This window comes from Corallococcus sp. RDP092CA (assembly GCF_041903675.1).
Taxonomy (GTDB): Bacteria; Myxococcota; Myxococcia; order Myxococcales; family Myxococcaceae; genus Corallococcus.
This window is the reverse complement of sequence record NZ_JAYESI010000018.1, coordinates 125633-138686: the sequence shown is the minus strand read 5'-3', so window position 1 is coordinate 138686 and position 13054 is coordinate 125633. Positions and strand designations below refer to the sequence as shown.

The following is a 13054-nucleotide window of genomic DNA, read 5'->3' as shown; positions in this document are numbered from 1 at the left end:
GTCACTTGCCCTGGAAGTGGGCCGGGCGCTTGCCCAGGAACGCGGCCATGCCCTCGCGCTGGTCCTCCGAACCGAAGAGGACCGCGAAGCCCTGGCGCTCCAGCTCGTTGGCGGCGCGCAGGTCCTGATCCGCGCCGTACTCCACCACGCGCTTGGCCTGGGCCACCGCGAGCGGGCCGTTCTTCAGGATCTTCGCGGCCACCGCCTTGCAGTGCTCCATCAGCTTGTCCGCGGGCAGCACGTCCAGCACCAGGCCGATCTCCTTGGCCTTGGCGGCGTCCAGGCGGTCCGCGGTGAAGAGCAGCTCCTTGGCGCGGGCGCGGCCCAGCAGGCGCGCCAGGCGCTGGGTGCCGCCGAAGCCGGGGATGACGCCCAGGGTCACTTCCGGCACGCCCAGCCTGGCCTTCTCCGACGCGTAGATGAGGTCGCAGCCGAGGGCCAGCTCCAGGCCGCCGCCCAGCGCGAAGCCGTTCACGGCCGCGATGGTGGGGATGGGCAGGTTCTCCAGGTGCTCGAAGACGCGGTGGCCCAGGGCCGAGAACTCGCGCGCCTGCGCGGCGCTGATGGTGGCCATCTCCGCGATGTCCGCGCCCGCCACGAAGGCCTTGTCCCCGCCGCCCGTGACGATGAGGGCGCGGGTGTCCTCCTTTAGCGAGTCGAGCGCGTGCTCCATCTCGTGGAACGTGGCGCTGTTGAGCGCGTTGAGCGCCTTGGGGCGATCCACGGTGAGGATGGCGAGCGCGCCGTCCTTCTCGAACTTGATGTTCTGGTAGTCCATGTGCGTGCGGGCTCCGGGTGTGGGGGCTAGTACTTGTAGAAGCCGCGGCCGGACTTCTTGCCGTACCAGCCGGCGTCCACGTACTGACGCAGGAGCGGCGCCGGGCGGTACTTGGAGTCACCCAGGCCCTTGTGCAGCACCTCGGCGATGTAGAGCACCGTGTCCAGGCCGATGAAGTCCGCCAGCTGGAGCGGGCCCATGGGCTGGTTGGTGCCCAGCTTCATCGCGGTGTCGATGTCCTCCGCCGTGCCCAGGCCCTCCATCAGCGCGAAGCAGGCCTCGTTGAGCATGGGGATGAGGATGCGGTTGACGATGAAGCCCGGGTAGTCCTTGGAGACCACCGTCGTCTTGCCCATGCGCTCGGCCATGGCGCGGATGGTGGTGTACGTCTCGTCGCTGGTGGCCGCGCCGCGGATCAGCTCCACCAGCTGCATCACCGGCACCGGGTTCATGAAGTGCATGCCGATGACGGACTCGGGGCGCTTCGTGGCCGCGGCGATGCGGGTGATGGGGATGGAGGACGTGTTGGTGGCGAGGATGCCGCCGGGCCGCACCACCTCATCCAGCTCCAGGAAGATGCGGCGCTTGAGGTCCTCGTTCTCCGTGACGGCCTCGATGGCGACGTCCACGTCCCTGGCCTCGCGCGCGCTCGTGAAGGTGGCGAGGTTCGCTTCGGCGGCCTGCTGCTTCGCCGCGTCCAGCTTGCCCTTCTCCACCAGCTTCTTCAGGCCCGCCCTGATGCGGTCCGCGCCCTTGGCGAGGCCGTCCTTGTTGACGTCCACCAGCGACACGCGCAGGCCCGCCTGGAGCGCCACCTGCGCGATGCCCGCGCCCATCTGCCCTGCACCGACGACGACGATGTGTTCCGTAGCCATGGCGTCTTCTCTCCTGTGCCGGCGGCCATAACGCACGGCCCCAGGAGGGTCAACGACTGGCGCCGGGCAGTCTCAACGGGACGACGATGGCCCGGGCCTCGCCCACCATCAGCCGGCCGCGGAGCACGTCCCGCTTGTCGCGCCCCTCCACCTGGAGGAACAGGAGCGTGCGGAAGGTGCCCTCCGGCAGGTCCACCTTGAAGGTCACCTCCAGGGGAGGACCTTCCGCGAAGAAGCGCTCCTCGCGCTTCACGATGTGGTCCTCCGTGTCCAGCACCTGGAGGTCCATGGCGCGCACGTCGCCCCAGCCGTCGCCCTCCAGCCGGTAGACGAGCTGGCGCTCCGGCACGTCCGTCGCCTTCCACAGCCACAGGCCCAGCGCGACGATGGCGATGATCGCCAGCCGCTTGGGCAAGGGGTGCGTGCGCCAGGTGCGGCGCGGCGGCTCCGGGGCGGGGGCCGGGGTCTCCGGCGAGGGGGCTTCTTCCGCCACGTCCCTACTCCCGCTTCGAGCGCTTGGAGGCCGGCCGGCGCGCGTTCACGTCCGTGATGATGACGCGCGTGACGGGCGGCTCCGCGGCCTTCCTGCTGGACCTGGGGTGGGGCTCGGGAGGCGCGGCCTGCTCGGACTTCTCCGACGGCACCAGGCGGATCTGCGCCTTGACCTCCACCGTCATGCCGGAGAGCAGCTTGAGGAACTCGTCGCGCAGCTTCTCCGACTGCATGAAGCGGCGGAGCTCCTCCGTGACGACGCGGCTGATGTCGTCCTTGGTCTTCTCCGCCTGGGAGAGGAGGAAGCCCAGCGCCTCCTTGGGCAGCTTGAGCTGGCCGGCGAGGGCCCGGAGGCCCTCCTCGCCCATGAAGACCGCGCCCATGCCGGCCACCGCCATGCGCCGCACGAAGTCCGGCACGAAGCCGCCCGAGCGGCTCTCGCGGCCGGGCTGCTGCTCCGAGTCGTCATCGAACAGCGGATCAGGCGGAAGCTCGTCGTTGCCGGCCGGAGCCATGCGATCTCCTCTTCAGGTTGGGCCCTACCGGGCCTGCATCACCGGCAGGGGCACGCTCTTCATGGACTGCGCGGAGACGCGGCCCGCGACGTTCCGGGCCACGTCCTGGAAGGCCTTCGCCTCCGGGCTGTCCTTGTGCCCCACCACCACCGGCACGCCGGAGTCTCCCGCCTCCCGCACCTTGAGGTCGAGCGGGATCTCCCCCAGGAATGGGATGCCGAACATCTCCGCCGCCTTGTGGCCGCCGCCGTGGTTGAAGATGGGCGTGCTCTTGGAGCAGTGCGGGCAGACGAACTGGCTCATGTTCTCCACGATGCCCAGCACGGGGATGTGGACCTTGTCGAACATCTGCTTGGCGCGCACCACGTCCGCCAGCGCCACGTCCTGCGGCGTCGTCACCAGCACCGCGCCCGCGGCCCGCACGGACTGGGACAGCGTCAGCGCCACGTCGCCCGTGCCCGGGGGCAGGTCCAGGACCAGGTAGTCCAGCTCGCCCCAGTTCACGTCGCGCACCAGCTGCATCAGGGCGCCGTGGAGCATGGGGCCGCGCCAGATGAGCGCCTGATCCGCCTCCACCAGGAAGCCGATGGACATGATCTTCAGGCCGTGGGCGACGAGCGGATCCAGCGTCTTGCCGTTGGGGCTCACCGGGCGCTTGTCCGCGGTGCCCGTCATCAGCGGCACGGAGGGGCCGTAGAAGTCCGCGTCCAGGAGGCCCACCTTCGCGCCGTGCTGCGCGAGCGCCGTGGCCAGGTTCACCGCCACCGTGCTCTTGCCCACGCCGCCCTTGCCGGCGCCCACCAGCAGGATGTTCTTCACGCCCGGCAGCAGGGCCCCGCCGCCGGAGCCGCCAGCGACGCCGCGCACCTGGGCGCCCCACTCGATGTCGAAGGACTTCAGGCCCGGGACCGCCTTGAGCGCGGCCTCCGCGTCCGCCTGGATCTTCCCCTTCATGGGACACGCGGGCGTGGTCAGCTCGATCTTCAGCTTCACCGTGTCACCGGTGACGCGCACGTCCTTCACCATCCCGGCCTTCACCAGGTCGACGTGCAGCTCGGGGTCGATCACCTTCGACATGGCCGCCATCACATCGGCCTGGGACACGCTCATCGGAACACCTGAAACCTTTTGAAAACGGGTGTTTGCACGCTCGAAGGGGGGCGGAGATTGCCAGCACCCCGGGGTCTGTCAACGTCGTTTAACGCACCTGTCCGGAGGCCGCCCGGGCTTCCTCCCGCCCTGGATCGCGCCCGGCTTCTGGCCCTCATTCGATGGCCGCCACGCGGTACTCGCCGTCCTCCAGCACCAGCCGCACCGCGCGCTCGCCGCCCAGGGGGAACAGGGCCTCGCCCGCCGCCACGCGGACGTGGGTGTTGAGCGCCAGGCGGGCCCGGCGCAGGCGCTCCTTCGCGAGGGGCTCGCGCTCGAAGTCCTCGCGCAGGCGCTCCGGCGTGTAGCGGGCCCTCAGCGGGGAGGCGAGCAGGCCCCACGCGCCCTTCCAGTCGCGGGACTCCACCTCCTCCAGGAACCGCTTCAGCGCCGCCCGGGGCACGTCCGCGGGGCGCGACTCCACCACGCGCCAGTCCTCCCCCTGGCGGGCCAGCGTGACGGACGGGGCCTCCAGCACGCCCGCCCCGGCGCGGACGGCGGCGGCGCGCTCCTTCCGGGCGGCCTCGTCCGAGTACTCGTCCAGGAAGGCCCCCTCCCCCTCCGGGCCGCCGGTCGTCAGGCGGTAGGCGTCCGACAGCCGGTTCTCCTCCAGCGCCTTCGCGTACGCCTCCGCCACGGAGGTGGGTTCACGGGAGGTGGTGGCACAGGCGGTGCCCAGCAAGAGGAGGCTCAGGGGCGCGAGACGGGTCATCACGGGCGCGGCAGGGTAGACGCCGGCCCGGGGGCGGGCAATGCCCGGACGTCCCGCCCGTCGGTGCTCCAGCGAGCGGGCGGCGCGCGAAGGGTCAGGGGCGCAACAGCCGGAACAGCGAGATGACGATGTCCGCCAGGTCGACGCCGTCCGAGGCGCTGTCCATCGAGGGAAAGGTGCTCGGGTCCCGGCTCTTGGGGAGGCTGTCGCCCGACACGGCGCCCTTCGGGCGGTGCTCCCGGCAGTAGATGTCGCCGTTGTACGCGTAGGCCTGCGGCACGGAGACCTGGATGCCGCACTGGACGCAGCCGAAGGGGGAGCGCACGCCCAGGCCGCCCGTGGGGGAGTCCGACGGCGGCAACGGGGCCGTGGCGCCCGGGCCCTTCCAGGGGTCCAGCCCCCCGTCCGTCGCCGGCGCGACCTCCCAGCCCCTGGCCACGGGGGCGGCCCTGGGGGGCGTCACGACGGCGTTCTCCAGGGCCTCGAACTTGCCCGCGTCCAGCCAGGTGCCGCCGCAGTGCGTGCACAGGTCCACGTTGCACACGCGCGCATGGACCAGCGCCAGCCGCGCGCCGCAGCCGGGGCAGCCCAGGGGCTCGCCGCGACAGGTGGCGCAGAGGGCCATGGCCCGGGGGATGAGGTGCCCACCCTCGCGACAGCGCGACGCGGCCTGCCTCGCCGCGTTCAGCAGCGGCTTGAGCGACGGCCGGTCCGGAAAGCGCTCCAGCTCCCCCCGGTCGAAGTACAGCCCCTGACAGCGCGGGCAGACGTCCACCTCCACGTCGGAGGCCTGGACGACGTTCATCGGCTGGCTGGGACAGACGGGGCAGGAGCGGGCCATGCCCCCATGCTAGTCGAAATGCCGGGAAGCCCCGAGGCGCTGGAGGCTCCACGCCGTGGGGCAGAACGCATACGTGGCCGGGTGCGCCGCCCCCATCAGCAGCTTGAGCAGGGACAGCTTCGCGCGGGCGCCGCCGTAGCGCACCAGTTCGAAGTCGTCCGACGGGACGCGCGCCTCGTCGAGCGCGTGGCGGCAGACCTCCTCGAAGCCGCCGATGCGGTCCACCAGCCCCGCCTCCTTCGCGCGCAGCCCGGAGTAGACGCGCCCCTCCGCGCGCTGGTGGATCTCCTCCTTCGTCCGGCCGCGCGCCTGGGCCACCAGCTCCAGGAAGGACTGGTAGCTCTCCTCCACCTCGCGCTCCAGGGCGGCGCGCTCGTTCGGCGTGAAGCCCCGTGAGGAGGAGAAGAAGGCCGCGTTCTCGCCCCGCGCCAGCGTGGTGCGGTGGATGCCCAGCTTCTCCAGCAGGTCCCCGTACTCGAACTTGCCCACGAAGACGCCGATGGAGCCCACGACGGCGTGGGGCGCGGACCAGATCTCCTTCGCGCCGATGGCCGCCATGTAGCCGCCGCTCGCGCAGACCGAGTCCACGTACGCGATGACCGGCTTCTGCTTCGCCACGCGCTTCACGGCCTCCAGGATCTGCTCGGACGCGAACGCGGAGCCGCCGGGGCTCGCCACCGCCAGCACCACCGCCTTCGCGCGCGGGTCCCGCCCCGCCTGCCGGACCGCCTTCACCACCGCGTCCGCCGCCGCGAACCGGCCCGCGCCGCCGCTGCCCGGGATGATGATGCCCGCGACGTCCACCACCGCCAGCCGGGGCTTGCGGCGCAGCCGGCGCCACCGCACCGGCGGGAACGCGAGCGTCGCCAGGTACGCGTCGTAGGTGGGCACCGGGGGCTCCTCGTCCTTCTTCGCCTCCAGGCCCAGGTGCGCGCCCAGGTCCGCCTCGTGGACCAGCCCGTCCACCAGCCCCGCCTCCAGCGCCCGCTTCGCGCTGTAGGGCCCCGCGTCGATGAGGGCCCGCGCCTCCTCCGGCGTCTTGCCCCGGTCTCGGGCGATGGCGTCGACGAGCGCGGCGTAGCGCTCATCCAGGAAGGACTCCAGCGTCTGGCGCTGGATGTCGGACACCCTTCCGTCGGTGAAGAGCTCCGGCGCCGTCTTGTAGTCGCCGCGCCGGGCGAAGTGCGCGTGGATGCCCACCCGGCCGAAGGCCTCGCCCAGCACCGTGGCCTCGGCGGCGTAGCCCACCAGCTCCACGCGGCCCATGGGGGCGAGCAGCACCTCGTCCGCCGCGCCCAGCACGGGGTAGGCGTCCGTGTCCACCATCACCGCCCAGGACACCACCCGCTTCCCGGCGGCCTGGAAGTCCGACAGCAGCGCGCGCAGGGCCTCCCGCTTCGCGTCCGGGATGGACAGGCCCTCGACCTCCAGGAGGACGCCCTCCACCTTCGGGTCCGCGGCCAGCACCTTGAGTGCGCGGCTCAGCGCGTCGAGCGACGTCACCGTGGCGGGCTCCGCCGGGCCGCCGCCGAAACGGAAGCGTGACATGGGGCGCGGGCGGTACGGGAGCTGGCCCGCGAGCCGGAAGCGGATCCAGGTGGGTCTCCCGCGCGCCGCCATCAGACGAAAGGGCAGGCCCAGGAGCAGCTTCAGCCCCAGGAGGAGGTTCGCCAGGAGCAGGAAGGGAAGGCGGAGCATGACGCGCGCGTAACGCCCCGTGCGGGGCGAAGCAACCCCCTGTTCACCCGCGCCTCGCGCCTCTGTTAGGCTCAAGGCCCATGTCCTCCCCCTCCCTCCCCCGGCTTGTTCTCGTCCTCGCCCTTGCGTGGGGCGGCACTGTCCTGGCGCAGCCCCAACGTCGGCAGCCCCAGGAGTTCAAGGAACGCAAGGAGTTGACCCAGGCTGAGAAGGACGCCGCCAAGGCGCGCGCCATGGGCAACAACCTCAATGGCTACGGCAAGGACGTGCAGATCAAGGAGACGCCCGTGCCCTGGATGGCCATTGGCCTCGTGGGCATCGTGTTCCTCGTCGCCACGCCCTTCGCGATCCGCGCCTACCGGGGCACCGTGAAGGAGATGGCGGACAGCAACACCTTCGGCGCCCGCGGCAGCGCCACCGAGGACGAGGCCTGAAGCCTCGCCTCACGCCGGGCGGACCTCCACGCTGCCGCCCGGCTCCACCCGGAGGTGCACCGGCAGGAAGCGCCGCAGCACCTCCGCCTGGACCGTCAGCTCCTCGGTGATGCGAGCGGCGGTGAACCGCGTGGTCCCCGGCGTCGCCGCGCCCAGCCTCCCGGAAGCCAGGAGCGCCGCCGGCAGGAGCAGCTGCTCCGCCAGGTGCTCGTCGAGCGCGCCCCCCGTCTCCATGAAGCGGGTCAGCGCCTCCGCCGCCTCGCGCCCCACCCCCTCGGCGTCCAGGCCCCGCTCGCCCAGCGAGGTGAAGCCCGCCACGGTGTGCTCGAACTGCGCCAGCACGAACGTCGCGGAGCCCTGCGAGCGCGTCACCGCCAGCGGCCGGTTGTCGGCCTCCGCCAGGATGCCCCGCTCGCGCAGCGCGGCCACCGCGGCGCGGGACTGACGCTCCGCCACCGCGAAGGGCAGCCCGCCCACGAAGGACATCACCCGCACCTCGCGCAGCACGCCCCGCGCGGGCAGCTCCACGCGAAGGGGCGGCTCGGCCGGGGCGCCCACCTCCGCGGTGAACTCGCCCGCGCCCTCCGGGGGGAAGCCGGCGTGGGTGAGCGACAGCTGCACCGGCAGCCCGTACGCGCGCGCCACCGGCAGCCAGGCCCCCACGAGCGCGTGGAAGCTGGGCCCGCCCCGGGGGTGCGTGGCCCCGCGCAGGGTGAGCCGTCCGCCGCCCGCGAGCGCCAGCGGATACACCAGGCACTGGAAGAGCCGGGGCGTGCTGCCGGACGCGCCGGCCTCCAGGAGGTAGTCCCCCGCGCGCACCGGGCCGGGGGCGAAGCCCAGCTCGGTGGAGCCCACGACGGCGCCCTCGCTGGTGCCGCCCGCCAGCGCCTCCGCGGCGCGCACGTAGGCCAGGTGATGCGGGCGCAGGCCCGGGGGCTCGCGGTGCCCGCGCAGCCCGCGGAGCTGGAAGGGACGGCCGGTGATGAGCGACAGCGACAGCGCCGAGCGGAGGACGTGGCCGCCCCCCTCCCCCAGGCTACCGTCGAGCAGCACCCGCCCGGCGTCGGGCCGGTCGTGACCGGTCATGACCCTCCCGTCATGGCGTGCCATGGCGCGTGGCCCGGCAAGAGCCACCCGCATGGTGGCGGGCGCGCAGCCTAGCAGACCGCGCGCCCTGGGACCCGTGAACTACCCGTCCAGGGCGGGCAGGACGTTCACCTTCAACGCACTGGGCTGCGCGGCCGTGTGGTGCAGCCGGTGCATCGCGCGCACGAAGTCCGTGGGCTTCGCCTCGTAGATGTTGGGCACGTAGGTCTGCGGGTTCCGGTCGATGAAGGGGAACCAGCTGGACTGCACCTGCACCATCAGCCGGTGGCCGCGCTGGAAGGTGTGGAACACGTCGTTGATGACGAAGCGCACCTTCGTCACCTCGTTGGGCGTGAAGGGCTTGGGCTGCGAGTAGCTGTCGCGGAAGCGGCCGCGGAACGGCTCGCCGCGCACCAGCGTCTGCTGCGCGCCCCGGTTGCGCTCGCCGGAGTGCTCCTGCTCCTTCGTCCAGCCCGGCAGCTTGTCCGGGTTCACGTCCACCAGCTTCACCACCCAGTCCGCGTCGCTGGCCGTCGTGGAGACCCACAGCTCCGCCTCCAGCGGGCCCGCGAGCGTGAGGTCCTTCTCCAGGGGCTCCGTCTGGTACGTGAGCACGTCCGGCCGGCGCGAGGCGAAGCGCTGATCCTCGGTCATGTACGTCTTGGACCAGCCGGGGCCCAGGTCCTGCGTGTACGGCACGGGCCTCGCCGGGTCGCTCACGTACTCGTCGAACGACGGGGCCGCGGCCTTCGGCGCCTGGAAGCTCAGCGCGCCCTGGGGCTGGAAGTACAGGCGCGCCTCCTTCGTGCCCTTGGGCGGCCAGGCGTCCAGCTTGCGCCAGCGGTTGGCGCCGCCCTCGAAGACGAGCGCCTCCGGGACGGCCGCGTCCGGGCCGCCCTTCAGGTGCTGCTTGAAGAAGGCGAGCACCAGGTCCTGGTACGTGGCGCTGGTGGGGAAGCCGAACTCCGCGTCCCCCAGCGACGAGCCCTCCGCGCGCATCCAGCCGCCGTGGGGCCAGGGGCCCATCACCAGCGTGTTGGAGATGCCGGGGTTCTGCTTCTCGATGGCGGCGTAGGTGCGCAGCGGCCCGTAGAGGTCCTCCGTGTCGTACCAGCCGCCCACCACCAGCACCGCCGCCTTGATGTTCCTCAGGTGCGGCAGCAGGTTCCGCGCCTGCCAGAAGGCGTCGTAGTTGGGGTGCGCGACGATGTCCTTCCAGAACGCGACGTCGCCGTGGAGGTACTTCGCGTCCGCGTTGGCGACCGGGCCCAGGTCCAGGAAGAACCCGTAGGCGTCCGGCGTGCCGAAGTCGAAGGACTTCCGCTCCGTGTCGTCGGTGAGCGTGGGGCGCGGCTTGCCGAAGATGGAGAAGAAGCTGAACGCCAGCTGGAGGTTGAAGGCGCCATGCCGGTGCATGTCGTCCCAGAACCAGTCCGCGATGGGGGCCTGCGGCGACACGGCCTTGAGCGCGGGGTGGGAGTCGATGGCGCCCGCGGACGTGTAGAAGCCCGGATAGGACACGCCCCACATGCCCACCTTGCCGTTGGTGTGGGGCGCGCGCTTCACCAGCCAGTCGATGGTGTCGTACGTGTCGCTGCTCTCGTCCACCTCCTTGCCGCGCTTGGTGTCGCGGTGGGGGCGCACGTTGACGAACTCGCCCTCGGACATGGAGCGGCCGCGCACGTCCTGGTAGGCGAAGATGAAGCCCTCCTTCTCGAAGTCAGGCAGGGCCAGGGTGCGGGGATAGCGGCCCGCGCCATAGGGGCCCACCGAGTACGGCGTGCGCGTGAGCAGCACGGGGTAGCGCTTCTGGGGGCCCGCGTCGTTGGGCACGTAGAACGCCGTGAAGAGCTTCACGCCGTCGCGCATGGGGATGCGCACCTCGTACTTCGTGTAGTGCGACCGGATGAAGGCGGCGCGGGCGTCCTCCGGGCTCGCGGGCGTCCTGGGCGGCGCGGCGGGCACCTGCGCGAGGGCGGAGCCGGACAGGGAGAACAGCGCGATCGCGGCCAGCAGGCCATGGGAGTGGAAGGACATGCGCCCCTCCTCCTTGCGGAAAAACCGCGGGGGACCTTCGAAGGGAACATGCATCTTGGGTGATGGGCCCCAGGCAAGGAAGCTGGATCGCCCGACGCGTGGGCGGCGTCCCCCCCGTGCAGGTGTTCACCTGCCGGAAGGAGCACGGGCAATCCCGGGATGCCCCGTTTGATTTGCGGGTCAGGCCACGCGCGGTCCATGCTGCCATCCCGGAGGCGAGGGACGCTCATGGCCAAGATGCTGAAGGAAGGGGACGCGGTTCCGGACGTCACACTGCAGGGACCGGGCGGCGCGCCGGTGCGCCTGCGCGACCTGTTGGGCGACAAGGCGCTGGTCATCTACTTCTACCCGCGGGACGACTCGCCGGGATGCACGGTCCAGGCCTGTAGCCTGCGGGACCAGTACCAGGACTTCACGGACGCGGGCGCGGACGTGGTGGGCATCAGCAGCGACTCCGCCGAGTCCCACGAGAAGTTCATCGCCAAGCACCGGCTCCCCTTCCGCCTGCTCAGCGACCCGGATGGCGCGGCGCGCAAGGCGTTCGGGGTGCCCACCAACTTCCTGGGGCTGTTGCCCGGGCGGGTGACGTTCATCACGGACCCGGGCGGCACCATCCGCTACGCGTTCGACTCGCAGCTCCAGGTGAAGAAGCACGCCGAGGTCGCGCTGGACGTCGTCCGGTCGCTCACGGGGCAGGGAGCCGCTCCCACCCGTCCTGCCTGACAGACGCGGTTGCCGCGCGTTTCCCGGTAGACTGATTCCCGACGTCCGGGCCGTGGGAGCCGAGACGTCGTCCCCCTGTCGCGAGCAACATCGGGACCCATCGGGTGGGCCGGAGGTCATGTCATGCGGTTTCACTGGTTGCTGGGACTGTCGCTGTGCGTCGGCGGCTGCGCGAGCCTGACGAAGGACCTCCATGACGAGGGCCCGGAAGATGAGGAGCTGCCCACCGAGGAGACGGTGTACCTCGTGCCGCTCGACGAGGCCCTCTTCACCATGCGGCGCGTCTTCGAGGAGCAGCGCTACGACGTCTTCGAGCGCGCGGAGCAGCACGAGCTCTACACCTCCGCGCACGAGCCCGGGATGAACCTCCCCGGCAACCGCACCTTCGAGCGCTACTTCGTGAAGGGCGCGGCGGTGGGCCCGCGCCAGTCCGTCATCCGCGTCTTCCGGCTGCGCTACCGCGAGCAGGACACGAACATCGAGGTGAAGCCCAAGTGGCTCAACGAGCGCATCGCGGACGAGGAGAAGTACCTCGCCCGCAAGACGTTCGAGCGCTTCACCTTCGACGGCGTGCCGGACATGGAGGGCTTCAAGATGGTGCGCGGCACGCGCGACCTGCCGGTGGAGCACAAGCTGCTGGCGAGGCTGGAGATGGTGCCGTCGCTGGAGCTGGTGGGCGGCAGGACGACCGCGCCCGTGCGCGCCGTCAAGGTGGAGGGCTGGGATGACGACGCGGCCCAGACACCCCCGGCGCAGTGCGGCGGGCCGGTGCAGGGCGTGGAGCCGCTCCTGACCGCCGGGCACACGGTGCTGCTCGGCGATCCGCTGGGCACGCGCGAGCTGCCCGAGGTGGCCACGCGGATGCTGTGCGACGCGGTGGAGAAGAAGCTGTCGGTGGCGCTCGCGCTGTCCATGCCGTCGGAGGACCAGGGCGCGCTGGACGACTACCTGGCCAGCGAGGGCCACGGCCCGGACCTGGAGCGGCTGCTGGTGGTGAGCTCCTTCTGGCGCCGCGTGTACCAGGACGGGCGCAGCAGCGGCGCCCTGCTCCGCCTCATCGAGCAGGCCCGCCGGCTGCGCGCGCAGGGCCACGCGGTGACCGTGCTGGCGTTCGACTCGAACAGCGTCTCCGGCAACGCGCGCGAGGCGGAGATGGCGAAGAACCTCATCGCCTACCGCCAGGCGAACCCGGACACGTGGCTGCTGGCGCTCGCGGGCGACGTGCACGTGCGCACGAAGCCGGTGAGCTGGAACAAGGACTTCGAGCCGCTGGGCGCGCGCCTGACGAAGGCCCTGCCCGCCTCGCCGGTGAAGGCGCTGGAGGTGGGCTTCGCGCGAGGCTCGCAGTTCTCCTGCCGCTTCAACGTCTGGGAGCAGGTGGACTGCAACGTCTTCGCGCTCAGCCCGACCCCGGAGCTGCGCCAGGAGCCGGGGACGCCGCGCAAGGTGGCGCTGTTCGACGGGCCCAGCGAGAAGGGCTTCCACGGCCGGCTCTGGGTGGGGACGCTCAACGCCTCTCCGCCGGTCATCCAGCGGGCAGAGCCGTCCGTGGCCCACCAGCAGCCGGCCGGCAAGAAGCCCGCGGACACCGAGCACTGAGGGAGGCGAAAGCTTCGCACCCGGAGTGCTAGACTCGGCCGTCCGGGGATGGCGCCTGCCTTGGCCGTCCCCTTTTCACGAGAGGGGGCAGGACCGTGCGATGGCACTGGACGCT

Annotated in this window: 13 protein-coding genes; 3 read left to right on the top strand and 10 right to left on the bottom strand. The window is 71.7% G+C overall.

Annotated elements, in window-relative coordinates:
* Position 1: 1 nt before the first annotated feature.
* The 8 genes from U8525_RS20440 to sppA form a co-directional block, all read right to left on the bottom strand.
* Positions 2-778 (bottom strand): enoyl-CoA hydratase-related protein, encoded by a 777-nt coding sequence (locus tag U8525_RS20440; protein ID WP_374267955.1) that lies wholly within the window; start codon positions 776-778, stop codon positions 2-4.
* Between the two features lie 26 nt (positions 779-804).
* On the bottom strand, positions 805-1653 hold the full coding sequence (locus U8525_RS20435) for a 3-hydroxyacyl-CoA dehydrogenase family protein (RefSeq protein WP_374267954.1): 849 nt from the start codon (positions 1651-1653) through the stop codon (positions 805-807).
* Positions 1654-1702: 49 nt separating this feature from the next.
* Positions 1703-2146 (bottom strand): hypothetical protein, encoded by a 444-nt coding sequence (locus U8525_RS20430; RefSeq protein ID WP_374267953.1) that lies wholly within the window; start codon positions 2144-2146, stop codon positions 1703-1705.
* Positions 2147-2150: 4 nt separating this feature from the next.
* The gene (locus tag U8525_RS20425; protein WP_374267952.1) at positions 2151-2660 is read right to left on the bottom strand and encodes a hypothetical protein; all 510 of its coding nucleotides are present in this window, start codon (positions 2658-2660) and stop codon (positions 2151-2153) included.
* A gap of 24 nt (positions 2661-2684) precedes the next feature.
* Positions 2685-3770 (bottom strand): iron-sulfur cluster carrier protein ApbC, encoded by a 1086-nt coding sequence (gene apbC, locus U8525_RS20420; protein ID WP_374267951.1) that lies wholly within the window; start codon positions 3768-3770, stop codon positions 2685-2687.
* A 154-nt stretch (positions 3771-3924) separates the two neighbouring features.
* Entirely contained in the window at positions 3925-4521 is a 597-nt protein-coding gene (locus U8525_RS20415) for a hypothetical protein (protein ID WP_374267975.1), read from the bottom strand.
* Between the two features lie 94 nt (positions 4522-4615).
* Complete coding sequence (locus U8525_RS20410; RefSeq protein WP_374267950.1) at positions 4616-5362, bottom strand: zf-TFIIB domain-containing protein; 747 nt, start codon at positions 5360-5362, stop codon at positions 4616-4618.
* Positions 5363-5371: 9 nt separating this feature from the next.
* Positions 5372-7060 (bottom strand): signal peptide peptidase SppA, encoded by a 1689-nt coding sequence (sppA, locus tag U8525_RS20405; protein ID WP_374267949.1) that lies wholly within the window; start codon positions 7058-7060, stop codon positions 5372-5374.
* 194 nt (positions 7061-7254) lie between these two features.
* On the opposite strand from sppA, the gene U8525_RS20400 reads away from it, so the two are divergent.
* Entirely contained in the window at positions 7255-7494 is a 240-nt protein-coding gene (locus U8525_RS20400; RefSeq protein WP_374267948.1) for a hypothetical protein, read from the top strand.
* A gap of 9 nt (positions 7495-7503) precedes the next feature.
* On the opposite strand, the gene rtcA is transcribed toward U8525_RS20400, so the two are convergent.
* Positions 7504-8580 carry an RNA 3'-terminal phosphate cyclase gene (gene rtcA / locus U8525_RS20395; protein WP_374267947.1) on the bottom strand — a complete coding sequence of 359 codons (1077 nt, stop codon included), beginning with the start codon at positions 8578-8580 and terminating at the stop codon, positions 7504-7506.
* 102 nt (positions 8581-8682) lie between these two features.
* Complete coding sequence (locus tag U8525_RS20390) at positions 8683-10617, bottom strand: CocE/NonD family hydrolase (protein WP_374267946.1); 1935 nt, start codon at positions 10615-10617, stop codon at positions 8683-8685.
* Positions 10618-10845: 228 nt separating this feature from the next.
* On the opposite strand from U8525_RS20390, the gene U8525_RS20385 reads away from it, so the two are divergent.
* Together U8525_RS20385 and U8525_RS20380 are read left to right on the top strand one after the other, a co-directional pair.
* Positions 10846-11340: a peroxiredoxin gene (locus U8525_RS20385; RefSeq protein WP_374267945.1), complete on the top strand. Its 495-nt coding sequence runs from the start codon at positions 10846-10848 to the stop codon at positions 11338-11340.
* 123 nt (positions 11341-11463) lie between these two features.
* The gene (locus U8525_RS20380) at positions 11464-12939 is read left to right on the top strand and encodes a hypothetical protein (RefSeq protein ID WP_374267944.1); all 1476 of its coding nucleotides are present in this window, start codon (positions 11464-11466) and stop codon (positions 12937-12939) included.
* Positions 12940-13054: the final 115 nt, after the last annotated feature.

Coding starts and splice junctions, on each gene's coding strand:
- U8525_RS20440 (WP_374267955.1), bottom strand. CDS start 778: ATGGACTACCAGAACATCAAGTTCGAGAAGGACGGCGCGCTCGCCATC.
- U8525_RS20435 (WP_374267954.1), bottom strand. CDS start 1,653: ATGGCTACGGAACACATCGTCGTCGTCGGTGCAGGGCAGATGGGCGCG.
- U8525_RS20425 (WP_374267952.1), bottom strand. CDS start 2,660: ATGGCTCCGGCCGGCAACGACGAGCTTCCGCCTGATCCGCTGTTCGAT.
- apbC (WP_374267951.1), bottom strand. CDS start 3,770: ATGAGCGTGTCCCAGGCCGATGTGATGGCGGCCATGTCGAAGGTGATC.
- U8525_RS20415 (WP_374267975.1), bottom strand. CDS start 4,521: ATGACCCGTCTCGCGCCCCTGAGCCTCCTCTTGCTGGGCACCGCCTGT.
- U8525_RS20410 (WP_374267950.1), bottom strand. CDS start 5,362: ATGGCCCGCTCCTGCCCCGTCTGTCCCAGCCAGCCGATGAACGTCGTC.
- sppA (WP_374267949.1), bottom strand. CDS start 7,060: ATGCTCCGCCTTCCCTTCCTGCTCCTGGCGAACCTCCTCCTGGGGCTG.
- rtcA (WP_374267947.1), bottom strand. CDS start 8,580: ATGACCGGTCACGACCGGCCCGACGCCGGGCGGGTGCTGCTCGACGGT.
- U8525_RS20390 (WP_374267946.1), bottom strand. CDS start 10,617: ATGTCCTTCCACTCCCATGGCCTGCTGGCCGCGATCGCGCTGTTCTCC.
- U8525_RS20385 (WP_374267945.1), top strand. CDS start 10,846: ATGGCCAAGATGCTGAAGGAAGGGGACGCGGTTCCGGACGTCACACTG.
- U8525_RS20380 (WP_374267944.1), top strand. CDS start 11,464: ATGCGGTTTCACTGGTTGCTGGGACTGTCGCTGTGCGTCGGCGGCTGC.